The 21223-nt window shown below is 70.2% G+C and carries 22 protein-coding genes; 10 read left to right on the top strand and 12 right to left on the bottom strand.

What is annotated here, in order from left to right; genetic code table 11:
• The 9 genes from VN520_RS14945 to VN520_RS14905 all read left to right on the top strand — a co-directional run.
• Nucleotides 1-558 (top strand): ATP-binding protein (locus tag VN520_RS14945; RefSeq protein WP_325747397.1); only part of this gene is annotated, 558 nt, incomplete at its 5' end.
• Nucleotides 559-722: 164 nt separating this feature from the next.
• Nucleotides 723-1616 (top strand): intradiol ring-cleavage dioxygenase, encoded by an 894-nt coding sequence (locus VN520_RS14940; protein ID WP_325747396.1) that lies wholly within the window; start codon nt 723-725, stop codon nt 1614-1616.
• Between the two features lie 213 nt (nt 1617-1829).
• Nucleotides 1830-2675, top strand: coding sequence for a triphosphoribosyl-dephospho-CoA synthase (locus VN520_RS14935; protein WP_325747395.1), 846 nt, complete (start codon nt 1830-1832; stop codon nt 2673-2675).
• 352 nt (nt 2676-3027) lie between these two features.
• On the top strand, nt 3028-3402 hold the full coding sequence (locus VN520_RS14930) for a DoxX family protein (protein WP_325747394.1): 375 nt from the start codon (nt 3028-3030) through the stop codon (nt 3400-3402).
• Nucleotides 3403-3447: 45 nt separating this feature from the next.
• Nucleotides 3448-4398: an NADP-dependent oxidoreductase gene (locus VN520_RS14925; RefSeq protein WP_325747393.1), complete on the top strand. Its 951-nt coding sequence runs from the start codon at nt 3448-3450 to the stop codon at nt 4396-4398.
• An 80-nt stretch (nt 4399-4478) separates the two neighbouring features.
• Nucleotides 4479-5333 carry an SDR family oxidoreductase gene (locus tag VN520_RS14920; protein ID WP_325747392.1) on the top strand — a complete coding sequence of 285 codons (855 nt, stop codon included), beginning with the start codon at nt 4479-4481 and terminating at the stop codon, nt 5331-5333.
• Between the two features lie 154 nt (nt 5334-5487).
• Nucleotides 5488-5952, top strand: coding sequence for a DUF6069 family protein (locus VN520_RS14915; RefSeq protein WP_325747391.1), 465 nt, complete (start codon nt 5488-5490; stop codon nt 5950-5952).
• Nucleotides 5953-6081: 129 nt separating this feature from the next.
• Nucleotides 6082-6573: a MarR family winged helix-turn-helix transcriptional regulator gene (locus VN520_RS14910; RefSeq protein ID WP_325747390.1), complete on the top strand. Its 492-nt coding sequence runs from the start codon at nt 6082-6084 to the stop codon at nt 6571-6573.
• A gap of 82 nt (nt 6574-6655) precedes the next feature.
• The gene (locus VN520_RS14905) at nt 6656-7537 is read left to right on the top strand and encodes a class III extradiol ring-cleavage dioxygenase (RefSeq protein ID WP_325747389.1); all 882 of its coding nucleotides are present in this window, start codon (nt 6656-6658) and stop codon (nt 7535-7537) included.
• Nucleotides 7538-7570: 33 nt separating this feature from the next.
• Here VN520_RS14905 and VN520_RS14900 read toward each other — a convergent pair whose 3' ends face one another.
• On the bottom strand, nt 7571-7840 hold the full coding sequence (locus VN520_RS14900; RefSeq protein ID WP_325747388.1) for a hypothetical protein: 270 nt from the start codon (nt 7838-7840) through the stop codon (nt 7571-7573).
• Nucleotides 7841-8039: 199 nt separating this feature from the next.
• Entirely contained in the window at nt 8040-8162 is a 123-nt protein-coding gene (locus VN520_RS14895; RefSeq protein WP_325747387.1) for a hypothetical protein, read from the bottom strand.
• 289 nt (nt 8163-8451) lie between these two features.
• Between VN520_RS14895 and VN520_RS14890 the strand changes: the two genes are divergently transcribed.
• Nucleotides 8452-9510 carry an alcohol dehydrogenase catalytic domain-containing protein gene (locus tag VN520_RS14890; protein ID WP_325747386.1) on the top strand — a complete coding sequence of 353 codons (1059 nt, stop codon included), beginning with the start codon at nt 8452-8454 and terminating at the stop codon, nt 9508-9510.
• Nucleotides 9511-9705: 195 nt separating this feature from the next.
• On the opposite strand, the gene VN520_RS14885 is transcribed toward VN520_RS14890, so the two are convergent.
• From VN520_RS14885 to VN520_RS14840, 10 genes are all read right to left on the bottom strand, one after another.
• Complete coding sequence (locus tag VN520_RS14885; protein ID WP_325747385.1) at nt 9706-10371, bottom strand: TetR/AcrR family transcriptional regulator; 666 nt, start codon at nt 10369-10371, stop codon at nt 9706-9708.
• A gap of 49 nt (nt 10372-10420) precedes the next feature.
• Complete coding sequence (locus VN520_RS14880) at nt 10421-11197, bottom strand: enoyl-CoA hydratase/isomerase family protein (protein ID WP_325747384.1); 777 nt, start codon at nt 11195-11197, stop codon at nt 10421-10423.
• Nucleotides 11194-11937, bottom strand: a complete 744-nt coding sequence (locus VN520_RS14875; RefSeq protein ID WP_325747383.1) for a hypothetical protein — start codon at nt 11935-11937, stop codon at nt 11194-11196. The genes VN520_RS14880 and VN520_RS14875 overlap by 4 nt, the downstream gene beginning before the upstream one ends.
• Entirely contained in the window at nt 11934-13901 is a 1968-nt protein-coding gene (locus tag VN520_RS14870) for a pyruvate dehydrogenase complex E1 component subunit beta (RefSeq protein WP_325747382.1), read from the bottom strand. The genes VN520_RS14875 and VN520_RS14870 overlap by 4 nt, the downstream gene beginning before the upstream one ends.
• Nucleotides 13895-14662 (bottom strand): SDR family NAD(P)-dependent oxidoreductase, encoded by a 768-nt coding sequence (locus tag VN520_RS14865; RefSeq protein ID WP_325747381.1) that lies wholly within the window; start codon nt 14660-14662, stop codon nt 13895-13897. Before VN520_RS14865 ends, VN520_RS14870 begins: the two co-directional genes overlap by 7 nt.
• Complete coding sequence (locus VN520_RS14860) at nt 14659-16188, bottom strand: long-chain fatty acid--CoA ligase (protein ID WP_325747380.1); 1530 nt, start codon at nt 16186-16188, stop codon at nt 14659-14661. The genes VN520_RS14865 and VN520_RS14860 overlap by 4 nt, the downstream gene beginning before the upstream one ends.
• A 255-nt stretch (nt 16189-16443) precedes the next feature.
• Entirely contained in the window at nt 16444-17421 is a 978-nt protein-coding gene (locus VN520_RS14855) for an alpha/beta hydrolase (protein ID WP_325747379.1), read from the bottom strand.
• Between the two features lie 112 nt (nt 17422-17533).
• A complete protein-coding gene (locus VN520_RS14850; protein ID WP_325747378.1) occupies nt 17534-18415 on the bottom strand; it encodes an ABC transporter ATP-binding protein in 882 nt (293 codons plus the stop codon).
• Nucleotides 18412-20208, bottom strand: coding sequence for a dipeptide/oligopeptide/nickel ABC transporter permease/ATP-binding protein (locus VN520_RS14845; RefSeq protein ID WP_325747377.1), 1797 nt, complete (start codon nt 20206-20208; stop codon nt 18412-18414). The genes VN520_RS14850 and VN520_RS14845 overlap by 4 nt, the downstream gene beginning before the upstream one ends.
• Nucleotides 20205-21146, bottom strand: coding sequence for an ABC transporter permease (locus VN520_RS14840; protein ID WP_325747376.1), 942 nt, complete (start codon nt 21144-21146; stop codon nt 20205-20207). The genes VN520_RS14845 and VN520_RS14840 overlap by 4 nt, the downstream gene beginning before the upstream one ends.
• Nucleotides 21147-21223: the final 77 nt, after the last annotated feature.

The following is a 21223-nucleotide window of genomic DNA, read 5'->3' as shown; positions in this document are numbered from 1 at the left end:
CGCATGACGGCACTGGTGGAGGACCTGCTCCTGCTCGCCCACCTCGACGAAGGCCGTCCCCTGCACAAGGGCGAGGTGAACGTGGCGACCCTGGTCGCCGAAGCGGTGTGGGACGCCCGGGCCGCGGGAAGCGATCACCTGTGGCAGGTGGTCCTGCGCCTGGACGCCTCCGTGACGGCCGACGGCGACCAGGCCCGCCTGCAGCAGGTACTGGCCAACCTGCTGGCCAACGCCCGGGTCCACACCCCCGCCGGGACACAGATCACCGTGACAGCCGAGACGGCCGGAACCTGGGGCGTCATCCGCGTCCATGACGACGGCCCCGGCATCCCCACCGCGGCCCTGCCCTCCATTTTCGAACGCTTCACCCGGGCCGACACCTCCCGCGCTCGTACCGCCGACCGGAAGGGCGGCACCGGTCTCGGGCTCGCCATCGCCTCCGCGATCACCCGGGCACACAGCGGCCGGATCGAGGTACACAGCGAACCGGGCGACACCGAGTTCACCGTACTGCTGCCGCTGACCCGGCAACCACCGCCGCAGGACGACGCGGTCTGAGGCGGTCCCAGGTTTCCGGGTCACAGGTGCCGGGACGCGGGCGTCAGCCGAACAGGGCGCCCCGGAGCGCAGTCCATTTCAGTTACGCCTCAGGTGGGTCCGCAATAGTGAGCGTCCACGGCCGGTCTAAGCGAACCAGCCCAAGCCGAAAGGATCCGTCGAGGATGACCCAGGACGGTGCGCGGCACAAGAGGAACACGTCACGTCGACAGGTGCTCGTCGCCGGAGGTGCCGCGATCGCAGTGGCCGGCACGGGCGGCGTGCTGGCCACGAATGCTCTCGCCGGGGAGGAAACACCGGTCGAGGTGAAGGGATCGAAGCCTTCAGCCGGGGAAACCTGCTACCGGCTGAACACCGAAGCCATCGAAGGTCCCTACTACATCGATGCGGACAAGATCCGGACGGACGTCACCGAGGACAAGGAAGGCGTTCCGCTGACCCTGGTCATCAAGGTGATCGACGCCGAGACGTGCAAGCCGGTGCGGAACGCGGCGGTCGACATCTGGCACTGCGACGCGCTCGGCATCTACTCCGGGTACGAGAGCATGGGTTCCGCCCTGCCCCCCGGCATGTCCCCCGACAACCCGCCTGCGTCCGGTGACCTGCACCTGGAACCCACCGACAACGAACGGTACCTGCGTGGCACCCTGCGTACCGACCACGCGGGCAAGGTCCGGTTCACCAGCATCTTCCCCGGCTGGTACGAGGGCCGTGCCGCACACATCCACACCAAGGTGCACACGGACGGAACGTGGACCAAGGGCGGCTACGAGGGTGGCCGCACCTGCCACACCGGCCAGCTCTACTTCGAGGAGAAGGCCGTCCTGGCCGTCGCCGAGGTGAAGCCCTACTCGACCAGCACCGTCGACCGCGTCACCCTCACCGAGGACACGGTCTACGACGACAGCGGCGCCACGGGCGGCCTGCTCACCCTTCGCTACGACAAGAAGCGGATCGCGAAGGGCGTCACCGCTTCGATCACGGTGGGCGTGGACCCGGAAGCCACCAACGACGGGGACATTCCTCTTTCGCCCCCCTCGGCCTCGCCGTCGGCGTAGGACGTGATGCGGCGTGACCGGGCGGGCCTCACGGTCCGCTGACGGCAGCCAGGATCCGCATGGGGCGGGCACAGGAACCGACCGGCCGGGAACCGGCCGGACCGCCTGTGCCCGCCCTCCCGCATATGCTCCCCAGACCGAGCAGCGACCCGTCGAGGTCGCGCTCCCGACGTGGCGGAGCCATCCGCGCCCCTACTCCTTCCGCAGGCGGCCATGACCAAGTACCACGACGAGCAACTCGCCGGCATCGCCGTATCCGCTCTGACCGAACAGCTGTCCCTCGCTCCGAAGCCCGGGCTGCCCGACCCCCGTGATCTCGCTGCACGCACCACCCGCAAGGACCACCGAGCTCTGCTCTGGACGGCGAAGGCGCTGACGTCCGGGCTCACCGCGATGGCTGCCGCAGCCCGCCGCACCGGAGAGCCGACGCCTCTGCTGCGCGAGGAGCTGGGCGCTGTCGGACGGTGCACCGAGCATTCGGCGGATCTGGCCGGGGGTGGCCACCGGGGCGCCCTGTGGACGCTCGGCCTGCTCGTCGCGGGTGCCGCGCTCCTCCCTTCCTCGACAGGAACCGAGGTCACCACAGCCGCCAAGCGCATTGCCGCGCACCCTGACCGGAAGGCCCCGAGGCGGCCCTCGCACGGTTCGGCCGTGTCGGTGAAGTACGGGGCGGCGGGCGCCCGGGGCGAGGCACGCGCCGGCTTTCCCCACGTGCTCCGTGCGCTCCAGGCACTTGACGCCTCCCGGCAGGCGGGCGCCACCGAGACGCAGGCACGACTCGATGCCTTGCTGACCGTGATGTCGACCCTGCGCGACAGCGAACTCCTCTACACCGCCGGGCCCGGGGGCCTGCGTCACGTGCACGTGGGGGCACGCGCTGTTCTGGACGCGGGCGGCACCGCGGCCCCCGCCGGCGCCGAGGCACTCGCGGCCCTGGACGCCGATTTGCACGCACGGGGCTGGAGCCCGCGCGGCAGTGCGGCACTTCTGACCGGAGCCCTGTTCCTGGACGCTCTGCCCGCCCTGACCCGGACGAGGAACGCACCGCCTCAGGGCTGACCACGTTGCCCGCCGCCGGGCAGGACGGCCGGGGCAGGCCGCCCCGGGGCCGTGAGCCCCTGCCCGGGCACAGGCGCGCGATCTCCCCGGGGTCCGAGCCGGCCCCCCTCCCCCGGCGTGCCCACGGGCTCGATCTGAATCGCCGCCGAACCTGCGAACCGGGCCGAACCCACCCGGGTGGCAGTAATACCGCTGCCCTGTCCACGGTCAGGGCCCCTGCTCCGGCCTGTGGGAGGCCGATCCCGAAGATCACTTGATTCCTCAAGTAAACATGGGCCATTTTCGCTTGACGCTTCAAGTGACTCGCCCTATCGTTACTTGAAGCATCAAGCAATCACGGAGGTCCGTCCCCATGAACGTCACTCTCTGGATCATCGCGAGCATCCTGGCCGTCGCGTTCCTCCTCGCCGGCCTGATGAAGGCGGGCCAGCCGAAGGAGAAGCTGGCAGCCTCCGGCATGGCCTGGGTGGACGATTTCTCGTCCGGCGCAGTGAAGGCCATCGGTGCGGTGGAGGTACTCGGAGCCCTGGGCCTGATCCTGCCCGCGGCCCTGAACATCGCCCCGGTCCTGGTGCCGCTGGCGGCCACCGGGCTGGCGATCACCATGCTCGGCGCCGCGGTCGTCCACGCCCGCCGCAAGGAGAACCAGATGATCGGCGCAAACGTCGTGCTGCTGATCCTGGCCGCCATCGTGGCGTGGGGAAGGTTCGGGCCCTACGCCTTCTAGGGTGGTCGCAAATCACCCGTACCACCCAAATCCATGGAGCCTGTCATGCGCGCATTCAACGTTCCCGAGTCCGGCGCCCAGCCCGTCGTCTCCGACCTGCCCGTGCCTGAGGTCACCGATGGCGCCGTCCTGGTACGGGTGAAGAGCGCCGCCCTGAACGCCATCGACAAGACCCTGGTCGCAGGCATGATGGCCGAGATGATGCCCCACCTCTACCCGCTGGTCGTGGGACGGGACGCCGCTGGAGTCGTCGAGGCGGTCGGGGCGGGCGTCGACCACGTGGCGGTGGGTGACGAGGTCATCGGACACGTCCTGCTCGCCCCGCCGATCCAGGCAGGCAGCATCGCCGAGTACGCACTGATCCCGGCCGCCGCGGTAGCGGCCAAGCCGGCCGGCCTGGACTTCGACACGGCTGCGGCACTGCCGCTCGCCGGCACCGCCGCCCTCGCGTCCGTGGACGCCGTCGAGGCCTCGGAGGACCAGGTGGTCCTGGTGGTCGGGGCCACCGGGGGCGTCGGCTCGTACGCCGTCCAGCTGCTCGCCGCCCGCGGCGTCACCGTCGTCGCCACCGGAGGGGCCGCCGACAGCGACCGGCTCACCGGCCTCGGTGCGGCGACGGTGGTGGACCACAGGTCCGGGACCCCGGTGGCCGATCAGGTGACCGCGGCCTACCCGGGCGGGGTCGACGCCCTCATCGACCTGGTCGCCTCCAGCCCCGACGCCCTGCCCCTGAGCGCCGTACGCAAGGGCGGCAGGGTCGCCAGCACCCTGGGTGCCGCGGACGGACAAGTCCTCGGAGCGGCCGGGCTGACGGGCAGCAACATCATGGCCTCTCCCCTCCGGGAAGTCATCGAGCCGCTGGCCGCCCTGGCCGCGGCGGGCACCTTGAAGGTCGACATCACCAAGGTGTTCCCCCTGGAACAGGCCGCGGACGGCCTCGCGGCCCTCAGTGCGGGCGGCACACGCGGCAAGATCGTCATCCGCGTCACCGACTGACCCATCCCGACACCATCCCGTCCGCCTCCGGGCGGAGCGGTCGGCAGTAGCCGGCCGAAGAACCGAAGTAAGGAATTCCCATGATCGTCGTCACCGGTGCCACCGGCCAACTCGGCCGCCTCGTCGTGGAAGACCTCCTCACCCGGGTCCCCGCCGAGCAGATCGTCGCGGCCGTCCGCACCCCCGCGAAGGCCGCCGACCTCGCCGAGCGAGGCGTCCAGGTCCGCGAGGCGGACTACGACCGCCCCGAAACCCTGAAGAGCGCCTTCGAGGGCGCGGACAAGATCCTGCTGATCTCGGGCAGCGAAATCGGCCGCCGCATTCCGCAGCACCAGGCCGTCATCGACGCGGCCAAGAATGCCGGCGTCAGTCTGCTCGCCTACACCAGCGTCCTGCACGCCGACACCTCCACACTGCCCGTCGCCCCTGAGCACAAGGTCACCGAGGAAGCGATCAAGGCCAGCGGACTCACCTACAGCCTGCTGCGCAACGGCTGGTACAACGAGAACTACATTCCCACCGCCGAGCAGGGCGTGGCCACCGGCACCATCATCGGCAGCGCCCACGGCGGCCGCGTCGCCGCCGCCTCGCGCGCCGACTACGCCGCCGCGGCGGCCGTCGTCCTCACCGGTGACGGCCACGACAACACCGTCTACGAACTGTCCGGCGACGCCGCCTGGACCATGGAAGACCTCGCCGCCGACATCACCGCAGCCACCGGAACGAAGGTCGTCTACCAGGACCTTCCGGCCGAGGAGCATGCCAAGGCCCTGGCCGGAGCCGGCCTGCCCGAGCCCGTCGTGGAGATGCTCGTATCGATCGACGCGGGTGCCGCCGACGGCCAGCTGGCCGACACCACCGGCGACCTGGCCCGTCTCGCCGGCCGGCCCACCACCCCGGTGCGCACCACCATCGCCGCAGCGACGGGCAACTGAGCGCGTCACGCAGTGTCCCCGCCCGTCCTGGAGACGCCTGGATCCAGGACGGGCGGTACGGCCCGGGCGATCGCCTGCACCCCGTGCCTCTCATCGACCAGGCGGACCACGGGGCGAGCGCGACCGCCCGCCCCCTCATCCAAGGAGCTCCCCTGTGTCCACGTCTTCTTCCCTTCCCCCGGCGTCCACGGTTCCCGTCCGGACCCAGCCCGGGCCGGCCGCTGTCGCCGGATGGCTGATCGCGGGCATCGTGGCCGCGAGCGTCCTCAACGAGGTGATCGCTCTCCTCTCGATCGCGGCCGGGGCGTCGGAGGACTTCCAGCCCCTCCAGCCGGGATCGTTCATCTCGTTCACCTTCCTCGGCGTCCTCATAGGCGCGGCCGGCTGGGCTGTGGTCCGGCGGCGGTCGGCCGATCCCCGCGCCCTGCTGTCCCGGCTGGTCCCCGCGGTCGTGGTCGTCTCCTTCATTCCCGACCTGATGATGTTCTTCAGCGACTACAAGGCGCACGCCGACGCCGCCGGGATCATCGGACTGATCGTGATGCACGTCGCCGTCGCGGCGGTGGCGGTGCCCGCGTACCACCGTGCTCTGCCTCTGAACGCCGTGCCCCGCGGCTGACCCGCGCCCCCGACCCCCGCTCGCCGGCGGGGAGTCTCCAGCACAGATCCGCCCATCCGTGGATCCGGAGGTACGCCGATGAACGACGCATCCGCCATAGGGTTTGAAGCAGCAAATTATCGTGGAGGTATGGACACCGACGAACCTCGATGGCTGGACGACGACGAACAACAGACCTGGCTCGCCATGGTCGCCATGCTCGTCGGCCTCCCCGCCGCGCTGGACGCTCAGCTGCAGCGCGACGCCGGCATCTCCCACTTCGAGTACCAGGTCCTCGCCGGCCTCTCCATGTCACCCGAACACACCTTGCGGATGAGTGATCTGGCCGAGTTCGCGGAAGCCTCCCTCTCCCGCCTCTCCCACACCGCGAAGCGCCTGGAGAACAAGGGCTGGCTCACACGCAGCCCCGACCCCGCGGATGGCCGCTTCACCCTCGCCACTCTCACCGACGCCGGCTGGGACAAGGTCACCGCCACCGCTCCCGGGCACGTCGAGGAAGTACGCCGCCTGCTCATCGACCCCCTGACGAAAGCGCAGTCCAAGCAGTTGCGTGAGATCAGCCGACGCGTCACCGACGCCATCGACCCTCACCGCACCTGTCCCCGGATGCCCGCCACCTGACCGGCCCCGGCCTGCGGCGCACGGCTCACCCCCCGACACCACGACGACACCCCCGCATCCGCGCCCGACCCGGAGGCCAACCATGCCCGACGTGCTGAATCCCGAGATACCCGCAGGCGCATTCGATGCCTTCCTGCCCGACGCCCTGACCAGGGCCGCCACCCAGCGGCCCTGGACTCCCGCCGACGGCCCTCTGCCCGCCCTCTACATCAGCCACGGCGCTCCGCCGCTCCTGGACGACGGTCAGTGGCTCCGCCAGCTGTTCGACTGGACGCAGTCCCTGCCGAAACCCAAGGCCGTCGTGATCGTCTCCGCGCACTGGGAGGACGCGCCGCTCATGCTGTCCGCCCCCGCGGCCAGGACCCCGCTGGTGTACGACTTCGGCGGCTTCGCGCCCCGCTACTACGAGATGCAGTACGCCACCCCTGACGCCACGGGGCTCACCGCCCGCATCGCCGCGATGATGCCCGACGACGAGCCGCTCTACCAGCACCCTTCCCGAGGGCTGGACCACGGCGCCTGGATCCCGCTGATGGCCATGTACCCGCTCGCCGACGTCCCGGTCCTGCAGATGTCCATGCCCACCCACGACCCCGATCGCCTGCTCGGACTCGGCCGCCGTCTGGCACCCCTGCGCGACGAGGGCGTCCTCGTCGTGGGCTCCGGCTTCATGGTTCACGGACTGCCGTACATCACGCGCGAGATGATGGCCCACGGCACCGTGCCCGGTTGGTCCTCCGACTTCGACATGTGGGCCGCCGACGCCCTCGCCCGCGGCGACGTCGGCGAACTCGCCGCCTATGCCGGCCGCGCTCCCGGGATGCCCTATGCCCACCCCACCCCGGACCACTTCCTCCCCATCTTCATCACTCTGGGCAGTGCGGAGAACCCCGAACAGCCGGCCCGGACAGTCATCGACGGTTACATGGCGGGTCTGGCGAAGCGCTCCTTCGAGATCAGGTGAGCCCACCCGGTCCCGGGAACGGCGGAGCGGCGCTCAGTCCAGGTCCGGCTCCCGGCCGGCCGACAGCGGCGGGTGGACGATCACACGGGTGCCGTTCTCCTTCCACTGGTTGAAGACGGGCTGAGCGCCCGTGATGGATCCGTCCTTGCAGGCGATTCCGTCCGGTGCGGTCGGCAGGTAGTGGTAGGCGCCCCCGGACGCGATACGAATCCGGGACATGGCCGCGTTGACGTCCTGCGGGCGGGCCGAACCGGCCTCCTCCAGCGCCGCCTGCACGATCCGCGCCGTCCGGGCACCGATCACGAAGTGCTGGTCGAGCGGAACATCGGTCCTGCCTTTCGCCTCGGCGAGCAGCTTCTGCAGACCCGGCAGGCCGGCCGACGGGTTGAAGAAGGACTCGCTGACTGTCCGGTGGGCCGGTCCTTCACCACGTAGCCGAGCGCCGTCGGCCTCTTGGCCGCCGCCGACGCGGCCTTGCCGTAGTCGTTCTGCGGATAGGTGATCACGACCGTTTCGAGGTCTTCGCCGAGACGTCGGCCAGGGCCCGCAGTCCTCCGAAGTCACGGGAGACCCCGTCGACGCGCAGGACCGGCGCCGCTGGTCGTGCTGGTGCTCGTGAGGTCATCACCTGTCCGTCCTGTGAAGGCACCACCGCCGGAGCGGGTGCCGACGCCGGGCCGTCGGGGAGCGCGGCCCGACAGTTTGATGGACCATCCGGTACACAGATTGGACATGGGAACGGTGCCGGTGCCCGATCAGGTGGTCAAGGGGTCGCGTCACCCGAATTGCCTGTCGAATCCGGGCCAGAGGGGCGACAGATGACAAAAAGCCCCCCTTGCGGACCGAGAGCTTGACACCGGGCAGCAGATACGATTCTTTGGACTGATCGTTATGTAAAACCCTGGGAGGTTCACGTGCAGGCGTTGCGGTGGCACGGGCGCGGAGACCTGCGTCTGGAAGAGGTCGGCGAGCCGGGTGAACCGCCCGCCGGCTACGCGGTGGTCGAGGTCGCCTTCTGCGGGATCTGCGGTACCGACCTGCACGAGATCAGCCACGGGCCGAACATGATCCGCACCGGGAAGCACCCGCTGACCGGGCAGGCCCCGCCGGTGACGATGGGCCATGAGATGAGCGGCCGTGTTGTCGCCCTGGGCGGCGAACGCCCGGGCGTCGGGATCGGGACACGGGTCGCCGTGGACCCGTGCGTGGCGTGCGGCGAATGCCGCTGGTGCCTGCACGGCGAGTACCACATCTGCGCCAAGGGGGGCTCCGTCGGCCTGGCCTCCGACGGTGGTTTCGCCCGCTACGCCACCGTCCCGCTGCGCGGTCTGCACCCGGTCCCGGACGGGGTGAGCGACGAGATGGCCGCGCTGGCGGAGCCGCTCGCCGTCGGTCTGCACGCCGCCACCCGGGCCGACGTCGGCCCCGGTGACATGGTGCTGGTGCTCGGCGCGGGCCCCATCGGCATCGCTGCGATCCTCGGCGCCCGGATGGCGGGTGCCGGAGCGGTCTACGTCAGCGAGCCGGCCAGGGCCCGGCACGCGTCAGCGCTCGCCGCGGGTGCCACCGAGGTGTTCGACCCCACCACCACCGACGTACGGCGCGAGGTGTTCACCCGCACCGGCCGCGTCGGCCCGGACGTCGCGATCGACGCCACCGGCCGTCCCGACGCCGTCGACCTCGGTCTGCGCAGTCTGCGCCGCGGCGGCCGGATGGCGGTGGCCGGCATCACCGAGGCCGCGCTCTCCATCGACGTGCGCCAACTCGTGCTCTACGAGCGGAGCCTGTGCGGCTCCCTCGGCTACAACTTCGACATTCCCCGCGTTCTCGCTCTCATGGCCGACGGCCGGCTCGACGCCTCCTGCCTCCTGACCGGCGTACGCCCGCTCTCCGAGGGCGTCGCGGTCCTCGACGAGCTGGCCGGGGGGAACCACGACCACCTGAAGGTACTGCTGGCCCCCCTCACGAGCTGACGGAGCCCTCGCTGGTTCGACGGCCCGCGCGCTCCGCCCCTGCCCTCCTGCCGCTGCCGACCGCACCGGGGCAGCAGGAGCAACGACAACGACCCCGGGCTCCACCCCTGCCCGGGGTCGTTGTCGTTGTCGCCGTCGTGTCGTTCCTGTCACCACCACCACGCGCCGGACGCGCGGCCCGAGCGACGCGGGCGGTCAGTCCGCGGTGAGGACACCGCGGACTTCTGCCACGCTTTCGTCCAGCTTCTCCAGCGCCTCGCGGTCCGTGGCGAGTCCGCCGAAGAAGGTGCGGCAGTACTCTTCCGAGAGGTGGGCGGCGGTCCATGCGGGTCCTCTGGTACCGGCCCACTGGTAGGTGTGGTTGTGCAGGTTGAGGAACTGCAGGGCCGCCAGGCGGGGGTCGGTGCGGCGCAGAGCGCCCTCCTCCATGGCCTCCTCCAGAAGACCCTGCAGGAGCCATTCGAACTCACGGCGCTGGCGGACCAGCCGCTTGCGGTTGGTCCCGGTGAGGTGACGGTAGTCGTGCTCGTAGACCCAGATGTGGTCGAGCCGGGACAGGATCGCCTCGAGGAGCGCCTCGGACAGCAGCCGCAGACGGACCAGCGACGGTGCGTCGAGGGCGTCGATGACCCGGGCCCGCTGCAGAAGGGGCTGCAGGACCCTGTCCTGGATCTCCACCAGCAGCTGTTCTTTCGAACCGATGTAGTGGTAGAGGGCGCCCTTGCCCAGGCCCACGGCCTCACCCAGCTCGGCGATTCCGGTGGCCGTATAGCCCTTCTTCGCGAACAGACTCGCGGCCTGGTCGATGATCTCCTGACGCCGGCCCTCGAAAGCCGGGCCATGGCCCGGGGGCCTCGCCATGCTGGTCCTCTCCTGCGATCGGTTCCTCAGGGGTCAGTGTAGGCGCTGCTCACTCGAACTCGGCGTGCCCCGGACCGTGCTCGAGGAAGGAGCGCATTCCCCGGGCCCGGTCCTCGGTGGCGAACAGCCCTGCCAGCAGGGTGCGTTCGAGGGCGAGCCCGGTGGAGGTGGCACCGGCGGCCTCGTCGACGGCCTGCTTGACCGCGCGGATCGCGAGGCGCGGGCCCCGGGCGAGCTCAAGGGCGTAGTCCGTCGCACGGGCATGGACCTCCGCCGCGGGCAGGACCTCGTCCACGATGCCCAGCTCCAGCGCTTCGGCGGCCCGGACCCGGCGGCCCGTCATCATCAGTTCCTTGGCCCGGCTGCGGCCGACGATCTCCGTCAGCCGCTGGGTGCCGCCGGAACCGGGCATGATGCCCAACTGCACCTCGGGGAGGCCGACGACCGCGTCCTCGGCGGCGACGCGGTAGTCGGCGCACAGGGCGAGCTCCAGTCCCCCGCCGAGCGCGTATCCGCGCAGCGCGGCGATCACCGGCTGGGGCAGCTCGGCGACGGAGGTGAACACGCGCTGCAGGCGCGCGTTCCACTCCAGGATCTCCGGGTAGTCCATGGCGGCCAGGCCGGCGATGTCCGCGCCGGCGGCGAAGGCGCGCTCGCCGCCGGCGAGGACGACCGCGCGTACCGTCGGGTCCGCGGCGATGTCCGCGACGGCGGCGGCGAGGGCCTCGCGCAGTCCGGTGTCGATGGGATTGAGCGGCGGCGCGTCCAGCCGCACCGTGGTCACGGCTCCGTCGCGCTCCACACGCACCGGTGTACGGGAATTCATGGACGTCTTCCTTCCAGGAGGTCGACCAGGGCGTCGAGTGCGGCCACCACCGTGCGGCGGTCGGCGTCCGGCCCTCCCTCGTACGTGAGTGCCGCGACAGTACGCACGGCCATGACGTGCCCGTCCGCGCCGTCGGGCAGAGCGGTCACGGCAGGCCGCGCGGCGCCCAGGGTGAGCACTCCGCGCCCTGGCGGCCCCTCGCCTCCCGCCAGGGAGGTGACCCGGCTGTCCGACAGGTCGACGAGGGAGAGCACGTCCGTACCCCGCGGTCCGGATTCCGGGTCGCCGAGCCGGGCGTACACGCCGTCGGCCGACAGGGTTCCGGGGTCGGCGATGGTGCCGGTGTGCTCTCCGTGGACGACCCTGAGCAGGCTGGAGTCACTCATCAGCCCTGCGTGCCGCCACACACGTACCAGCGCCTCGGCCACATGTGCCGTACGCCGCAAGGAGTCCGCGCCCGTCCTGGAGGTGAGCGACGTGAGGTCCACCTGGGCGGTGGCGCGCAGCGGCGGCGAGATGGGCGGTGCCTGGTGCGGGGTCTCCGGTACGTCCGGGGTCCGCAGTGCGTCCAGGTCCGCCGCGGTGATCCGGCGTCCGCGCGTCTCCGGCCCGTCCAGCCGGATTCCGCGCTCCGCTGCCAGCCACCGGACCCAGGGGGTGGCGACCGCGCGGTGGGCGATACCTCCGGCCGGAGGGGCCTCGGGCTGGTGTGCCGCGGCCGGCGCGCGCTGCTCGGTCATCGGGGCTCTCCCCCGGCCACGCGTCGCAGCGCCCCGGCGATCGCTTCCCTGTCCGGCAGCCACTCCTTCTCCAGGGGCGGAGAGTACGGCGCGGGCATGGCGGGCGGCGCGACGCGCACCACGGGGGCGTCCAGGTGCCAGAAGCCCTCGTTGGCGGCGAGCGCGGCCAGTTCGGCGCCCACTCCGAAGTCCTGCACGCCCTCGTGGGCGACGACCAGCCGGTGGGTGCGGCGCAGCGAGTCCAGGACCGTGGCCCGGTCCAGCGGTGCCACCGTCCGCAGGTCGATCACCTCCACGTCGATGCCCTCGGCGGCGACCTCCTCGGCTGCGGCCAGCGCCTCGATCAGCATCCGCGAGTAGCTGACCAGGGTGATGTCCTTGCCGGGCCGCACCACGCGGGCCTTGCCGAGGGGCACCAGGTGGTCCGGGGCGGGGCGGGGGCCCTTCTTCCCGTACAGCAGCCGGTTCTCCACGAAGACGACGGGATTGGGGTCGCGGATGGCCGCCCGCAGCAGCCCGTAGGTGTCCGCGGGGTTCGAGGGCATCACCACGGTGAGTCCCGGAACGTGGGCGAGCATCGCCTCGAGGCTCTGGGAGTGCTGGCTTCCCGAGGAGCGTCCGGCGCCGAACTGGGTCCGCACGACCAGCGGCATGGAGGCCCTGCCACCGGTCATGAAGCGCAGCTTGGCGGCCTGGTTGACGAGCATGTCCATGCATACGGTGATGAAGTCCATGTACATCACCTCCACCACCGGCCGCATGCCGGCCATCGCGGCGCCGACCGCGGTGCCGACGATCGCCGACTCGGAGATGGGGGTGTCCCGCACCCGGCCGGGGAACTCGTCGGCCAGCCCGCGGAAGAGCCCGAAGACGTTGCCGCCCTCGCCGACGTCGATACCCGCGACGAACACGTCCCCGTCGTGGGTGAGTTCGTGACTGACCGCCTCGCGCACCGCGTCCATGGTGCGGAAGACGGGACCGTCCGCCGGGGCGGGTTCGGGCAGTTCGGGCCGCTCCGCCCACACGTGGTCGTGGAGGCTGCCCGGCTCGGGGTACGGAGCCTTGCGTGCGCTGGTGACGGCCTCCTCGATCTCGCGGGCGATCTCGGCGTCCACCTCGTCGGCGGCCCGGGCGTCGATCCCGGCCTCGGTCATCCGGGCGCGGGCCAGGATCAGCGGATCGCGCCGCTTCCACTCGACGAGTTCGTCCTCGGTCCTGTACCGCTGCGGGTCGCCCTCGTAGTGGCCGTGCCAGCGGTAGGTCTCGGCCTCGACGAGAACCGGACCGTCACCCCGGCGCAGCCCCGCTGTCAGGCCCTCCATCAGTTCGGCCACGGCGATGGCGTCGTTGCCGTCGACGTGGGCGTAGCGGATGCCGTACCCGGCGGCGCGGGCGGCGAGGCCGGCCCGGTGCTGGTCGGCGGCGCGGGAGAACTCGGAGTAGTTGTTGTTCTCGCAGAAGAACACGATGGGCAGGTCCCAGACCGCGGCCAGGTTCACCGCCTCGTGGAACATGCCCTGGGCGACGGCGCCGTCCCCGAAGAACGACAGGGCGACCTGCCCCTCGCCGCGCATCTGTGCGGCGGTCGCGGCCCCCACGGCGATGGGGATGCCGGCTCCGACGATGCCGTTGGCGCCGAAGACGCCGCGCTGCGGGTCGGCGATGTGCATGGAGCCACCCCGTCCCCGGCAGGTGCCGGCGTCGCGGCCCATCAGTTCGGCGAACATGGGCTCCACGTCGAGCCCCTTGGCCAGGCAGTGCCCGTGGCCGCGGTGGGTCGAGGTGATCGCGTCGTCGTCGCGCAGATGCCAGCAGGCGCCGACCGCGGTCGCCTCCTGCCCGATGGACAGGTGGACGAAGCCCGGAATCTCGGTGTCCTTGTACAGCTTCGAAGCCATCTGCTCGAACTGCCGGATGCGTGCCATCCGCCGGTACATCTCAAGGCGCTCGTCGTTGCTCACCATGCGGTCCATCCCCCGTCGACGGTCAGTGTGGAGCCGGTCGTGTAGCGGGAGGCGTCGCTCATGAGGAACACCACCGCCCCGCTGAGTTCGTCCGGGTCGCCGGTGCGGGCCATGGGGATCGCGGACTTGACGCGGTCGGCCCAGGTGTTGTTGCTCATCAGAGGCTTGCTCAGTTCGGTGTCGAAGTAGCCGGGGGCGAGTGTGTTCACACGGATGCCGCGCTCGGCCCACTCCACGGCGAGGGTGCGGGTGAGTGCCTCCACGGCCCCCTTGCTCGCGGAGTAGGCGGCGAGCCGCCCGAAACCCGCGGTGGCGTGCACGGAGCTGACGTTGACGATCGACCCACCGCTCTGCCCGAGCATGATCCGTCCGGCCTCACGGCAGCAGTAGAAGGTGCCCGACAGGTTGACGTCGAGGATCCGGGTCCAGGTGGCGTCGTCGAGCCGCTCGCTGCGGGTGAAGTCGGGGCTGATGCCGGCGCAGTTGACGAGCCCGTCGAGGCGTCCGGCCCGCTCGACGACGGCGTCGGCGGTGGCACGGACGGCGCCGGGATCGGCGACGGAGAGCGGATGCACGTCGATCTGCCCGCCCTCGGCCGCGAGTTCGGCGGCCAGGCCGTCGAGGTCGTCAGCCGTACGGGAGGACACGGCGACCCGGGCGCCGGCCCGGCTCAGCGCCACAGCCATGGCGCGGCCCAGTCCCTTTCCCGCGCCGGTGACCCATACGACGCGACCGGTCAGGTCGAAGGGGTGTCCGGTCATACCTGGTCCTCGGTCCGGCGCAGCTGGCGCTTCAGCACCTTGCCCGAGGGAGTGCGGGGCAGCTCCTCGATCAGGGTGACGTGCTTGGGTACCTTGAATTTGGCGAGCCGTCCGGCGCAGAACTCCGCGACGTCGGCCGCTGTGAGCGTGGCGCCGGCGCGCAGCACCAGGAAGGCGTGGGGCACCTCGCCCCACCGCTCGTCCGGGCGGCCGACGACCGCCGCCTCGACGACGTCCTCGTGCTCGTACAGCACACGTTCGATCTCGGGGGTGGCGATGTTCTCGCCGCCGGAGACGATCATGTCCTTCTTGCGGTCCTCGATGTAGAGGAAGCCGTCGTCGTCGAGGCGGCCCATGTCGCCCGTGCGGAACCAGCCGTTGACGAACGACCTCTTGTCGGCCTCGTCGTCACGCCAGTAACCCGAGAAGACCTTCGGGCCGCGTATCAGGACCTCGCCGATCGTGCCGCTCGGAACGGGTTCACCGCGCTCGTCGGCGACTCTCACCTGGTTGTGCGGGAGCGGCCGGCCGACCGAGCCGAGCTTGTCGTGCATGTGGGCGTACGGCACGAAGGTGTCGCTGGAGACGGTCTCGGTCAGTCCGTAGGCGTCGGCGAACCACACCCCGGGGAAGCGCTCGAGGACCGTGCGCAGCCGCGCCTCGGGCATCTTCTCGCCGCCGGACAGGATCAGGCGGATCGAGCTGACGTCCTTGCGGGCGAGCTCGTCGGGCAGTTGCAGCACGGAGTTGACCATGGCCGGCGCCATCCAGACGCTGGTGGCGCGGTGCTCTTCCACCATCCCGAGGAGGCCGGCCGCGTCGAACTTGCGCTGGAGCACGAGGCTGCCGCCCGCGTGCAGCGTCGCCAGGCCGCCCATGTCCAGGGCTCCCACGTGGTACAAGGGGCCCGCGACGGCGGTGATCTCCTGGTCGGTGAGGCCGAACTGCACCATGAGCCCGAGGTTCTTCCAGGCCAGGTTGCGGTGGCTGATGCACACCCCCTTGGGCCGGGAGGTGGTGCCCGAGGTGTACATGAGCCGCTGCAGGGCCTCCCCCGGCACGTCGGCGACCGGTACGCCCTCGCCACGGTGTGCGGTGACCAGCGCCTCGTACGGGAGCCACGGCGAGGCAGGCGCCTCGGCCGCCGTCGTCAGGCGGGCCCGGAGCGCCGGGAGTCGCAGCCCGTCGAGCGCGGCGGTGAACTCCGGGTCGGCGATGAGCACCTTGGCCTCGCTGTCGGCCAGGATGTATTCCCACTCGGCGGGCGCCAGCCGGTAGTTGAGCGGCAGGAAGGCCGCCCCGAGCCGGTTGACGGCGTACACGAGTTCCAGGAACTCCGGGCAGTTGTACAGCAGCATTCCCACGATGTCGCCGCGGCGGACGCCCAGGTCACGCAGTCCTGCTGCCAGCGCGTTCACACGCTCGTGCAGGGCCGTGTTGGTCAGGGTGCGGGCGCCGTACGTGAGCACGACCTTGTCGGGCCGGTGCTCGGCCTGATGGTCGAGCGTGCTGGCGAAATTCTCCATCTCGCTCCTCGTCGGTCATGCGGGGACCCGGCACGTTTAATGGACCGATTGGTCAACAGAACCGTAAGGCGAAGCCGAGCTTCTGGCAAGAGTCGTTCCACTGTGCGAAGCGCGGAGTTGACAGCAATCCCGATTCCGGCCGATCGTTATTGTGTACCAGTCGGTCCACCATAACGGGACCAGGCACCACACGGATCGCGGGGTGCCTGGCACGAACGGAGCAGCCGGCCGGCCCGTCACATCGACCGGTAGGGATCAGCAGCGGGTGCCCTCCGGGAACCGGGCACCCGCCAGGAACTGCAGGAGCTTACGGTTGAAGGCGCTCGGCCGCTCCCAGTGAGGGGTGTGGCCGACCTCGGAGAACGTGAGCGAACAGGCGTTGGGCAGATGCTGGAGCACCTGCTTCGTCATGGGTGGCGGCATGTACAGATCCGCGTCACCCGCCGTGAGCAGCGTCCTGGTTCTGAGGGTCTTCAGCAGGTCCCAGGTGACCCCGTGCACCAGGTTCGGCAGCGGGAGCGCCACGCCGGGGCGGGAGCGCTCGGTGATCTCCTCCCACTCGCGGAGACCTTCCGGGTTGACCGCGCGGTAGGCCGGGCTGAGCTCCTTGAAGGAGTGCGGAAGAGCGCCGAACTCGGGCGGCCGTAGCCGGGTGAGAGTGGCGGCGAAATCGGGATCCTCGATGCCCATCTGGCTGTTGGCCAGTACCAGACTGAGCAGCCGCTCCGGGTAGGAGAGCGCGAAATCCGTGGCGACGAAGCCACCGAGTGCCGCACCGACCAGATGGAACCTGTCCACCCCGAGGTGGTCGGCCAGCATCAGCAGGTCGTCCGCGGCCGGCGGATCCGCGGTGGTCGCGCCCGACGACCGGTAGTGCCCACGCCGGGAGTAGGCGATCACCCGGTAACCGGCCCTGGCCAGCGCGGGCTGCTGGTAGGGCCACGCCAGCGCGCTCCCGGTGCCCGCATGGGAGAGGATGACGGCCGATCCCTCGCCGCCGGTGTCCCAGTACCAGAGCTCTCCACCGGGGACCTCCACGAACCCCTCGGTCACCGGCAGCTGTTCCGGGATGGGCTCGGGACCCTCCGGGTCACCGTGCCCGCCTCGTTCAGCGGTGGCCGCCGACGCGGCCGGTGCCAGGGCCCCGGCCGATGCCGCCGTCCCGGTGGCCAGCATCGCGCCCTTGAGGACAAGGCGTCTGCCCGGAATCTTCCCTGAATCCAATTCTGGCATCGCTTCTGCTCCTTCGTCGTGAGATCGGGCGGCCGCATCGGCCGTGAACCCGGCATCTCCCCCCGGGCGGCTGCCGGCCCGACGCGGTCGGGCCGACGCTCGCCGGGGCCGGTCAGCTTGCGGCGTCGACAACCTCGGCGTGCCGTTCACCCTGACTCTCCAGCAGCTCCCTGCGTTCGGCACGCCGGGCCCGCTGGGCGGCCGGGTCGGCCACGGGCGCGGCCATCAGGAGCCGCTGGGTGTAGGCATGCTGCGGATCTCCCGTGACCTGGCCCGCCGGGCCCAGCTCGACGATTTCCCCGCGCAGCAGCACGGCTATCCGGTGGCTGATGGCACGCACCACGGCCAGATCGTGGGTGATGAACAGATAGGCGACTCCCGTCGCCTCCTGGATCTCCTTGAACAGAGTCAGGATCGTCGCCTGGGTCGACATGTCGAGCGCGCTCGTCGGCTCGTCACAGACGACCAGCTTGGGGTCCAGTGCCAGGGCCCGGGCGATCGCGATCCGCTGGCGCTGGCCGCCCGAGAACTCGCGGGCCAAGCGCCGGCCCGCGTCGTGCGGCAGGTGGACCTGGTCGAGCAGACGCCTGACGACGTCGCGTCCGGCCTTCTCCCCGTCGGCCAGCAGCGGCTCCGTCAGGATGTCCTCGATCGTCATGGCCGGGTTCAGCGACGAGTACGGGTCCTGGAACACCACCTGGAGGTCCCTCGCCCGACGGCGTCGTTCGGTGCGCGAGAGTGTCGAGATGTCCCGGCCCTCGAATACCACCCGGCCACCGGTCACGGGAGCGAGGCCGAGCAGCGCCCGCCCCAGTGTGGTCTTGCCGGACCCGGACTCCCCGACCAGGCCCACCGTCTCGTGCTGACGGATGTCGAGGGACACCCCGTTGAGGATCGTCACCGGCGGCGAACGGAATCCCTTGGCCGGATAGCTGACGTGAAGGTCCTGGACCGACAGGAGCGGTGTGCCGGTACCGGCGACGGAGCTGTTCACGCCTCGCTCCCGACCGTGAGCGGCTTCCGCATCTCGGCACCGTCGAGAGTGGAGCTCAACAGCATCTGTGTGTACTCGTGCTCCGGGGACGTGAACAAGTCATCGGCATTGCCGCACTCCACGATCCGTCCCGACTGCATCACGCTGACCTTGTCACAGATGTCAGCCACCACACCGAGGTTGTGCGTCACGATCACCATGCCGAGCTCCCGCTCCTGCTGTAGGTTCCGCAGCAGGTCGAGAACGTCGGCCTGCACCGTCACGTCAAGGGCTGTCGTCGGCTCGTCCGCGATGATCAGCTCGGGGTCGCCGGCCAGCGCCCCGGCGATCAGCACACGCTGCGCCATTCCGCCCGATACCTGATGGGGATAGAGGTCGAAGACACGGGCGCAGTCCCTGATCCCCACGCTGTCCAGGAGCTCCAGCAGCTGTTCCCTGGCATCGCGCCGGGACACGTCCTTGACCGCCCGCAGGCCGTACGTCAGCTGCTGCCCGATCGTGAAGGCGGGGTCAAGGTTGCTCAGCGGCTCCTGGGGCACGTAACCGATCCGGCGCCCTCGCACCGCCCTCACGCGCTTCGGCGCTGCCAGGAGGTCCTCTCCCTGGAATTCGATCGCTCCACGCAGAATTACCGCTTCCGGCGGCAGGATGCCGAGAATCGACAGGGCGACCTGTGACTTCCCGGAGCCGGACTCCCCCACGAGCCCGTGGATCTCACCGCGTTCGACCGTCAGGTCGACTCCGTGCACGACTGCCTTCGCCGTCGTCGTCGAGTCGGGGTAGGCGACGGCCAGGTCGCGCACCCGCAGGAGCGAGGGCCGGTCGCCCTTCACCGCTGCTGCCGGTGCCTCCGAACCGCTGACCGCCGCGGCACGCAGTCGCCGGACCACCGAGGGGGCGAGAGTGGTGGGCCTGTTCGCGGACGACTGCAGGGCGTCGCGGATGACGTTGCCCAGCAGGACGAGGCACAGCGTGGACACACCGATCAGGAGCACCGGCCACACCACCGCGACCCGGTTCAGGTAGATGTTGGCGAACGCGTCCTGGAGCATCCCGCCCAAGGAGGGCTTGGACGGATCGCCCAGGCCCAGGAACTCGAGTGCCGACTGGATGCCGATGCCCGAGGCCACGACGAAGGAGCTGTGGACGATGATGGGGCCCCGGACGGCCCGGAGGATGTGGCGGGCGACGATGCGCCCGTCAGTGAGGCCGGCGACTCTTGCCGCATCCACGTAGAGCTCGTTCCTGATGCTCTTGACCGACGAGCGGACCAGCCGGAAGTACGACGGCGCGAGCAGGACCCCGTAGACCGCCATGGCGACCATGATGTTCGGTCCGATGACGGTGTACAGCACGATCAGCAGGACGATGCCCGGCAGTGCCAGGAAGACGTTGGACACCCAGTCGGCGAGATCGTCCAGGCGACCACCGAAGTAGCCGGCGATCAGACCGGTCGTCCCGCCCAGGACCGAGCTCACGACCAGCACCACGAGGCAGGCCATGATCGTGCTGCGGGTGGCGAACATGAGCCGGCTCAGGATGTCTCGCCCCGTGTTGTCGCCACCGAGCAGGAAGTCGCCTTGGAAGGGCCCGTCGTTCGTCACCTCCAGCCGCAGGAGATTCGGGTCGAAGGGTGCCAGCCAGGGTGCCGCCAGTCCGAACCCGAGGGCCAGTATGAGAAGCAGGACCGTCACGAAACCCACGGGGTTGCTCAGCACCCGGCGCCAGAGCGCGCGCCCTGCCACGGGGGCGTCCGACTGCGGAGTGACCTGGTGGGACACGGCGTCACTCATGAAAGCCTCACCTTCGGGTTGATCCAGGCGTTGAGGACATCTGCCACTATGTTCACGACGAGAACGAGCAGAGTTCCGAAGACGACGACGCCCATCACGGAGGGCAGGTCACCGGCGAGCGACGCGGTGATGGTGAACTGGCCGACCCCGGAGAGCGCGAAGACCTGTTCGATGACCACCGCTCCTCCGACGAGGCCGATCGTCTGCACGGACAGAATCGTCAGTCCGGGTGCCGCGGCATTGCGCAATGCGTGACGGAGCACGACCGCACGCTCGGACAGACCGCGCGAGCGCAGGGTACGTATGTAGTCCTGCTTCAGGGTGTCCACCATCGCGCCACGGAACTGCTGGGCCGAGCTGGCGACCATGTGGATCACCAGGGCGGAGACAGGAAGCACCAGTGACGCCGCCCAGCCGTCCGGACTGACGCTGAAGGGCATGTAGCCCGTCGCCGGGAAAACGGGGAGCGCAATGGCGAAAAGGAACATGAGTGCGATGGCCACGAGAAAGCTCGGCAAGGCCACCGCGCTGCCGGCTATGAACTGCAGCGAGCGGTCGATCCACCCTCCCTTGACCGCGGAGAGGACGCCGATACTGACGCTGAGAAGTGACGTGAACAACAGTGCGAGAAATATGATCGAGAGCGTGACGGTTATGCGCGAACCGAGGAGGGTCACCACCTCCTCGCCGGAATTGAAGCTCTTGCCCAGGGTTCCCGTCAGCAGGTCGCCGAGCCACTTGACGTATTGGACGAGAACTGGCTGGTCCAGATTCAGTTGAGCTACCCGGCGTGCCACCTGCTCATCGGTGGCCAGCTCACCGAGGTTGTTGCGCACGGACTTCTCCCCGTTGGAGAACACGAGGACAAAGGTAACGAACGTGACGGTAATGAACAGGACCAGTCCGGAGACGAGTTTTCGCCCCACATACATCAGCATTGCGACCTCGCGGCAATCTTCGAACGAGCGGTACGGACGATGTCACCCTGTGGGGGTGGAGCGTTGCGGCCGGCCCG

Source organism: Streptomyces sp. (genome assembly GCF_035563135.1).
GTDB lineage: Bacteria > Actinomycetota > Actinomycetes > Streptomycetales > Streptomycetaceae > Streptomyces.
Note: the sequence above shows the minus strand (reverse complement) of the source record. Positions and strands in the feature narration are given on the sequence as shown.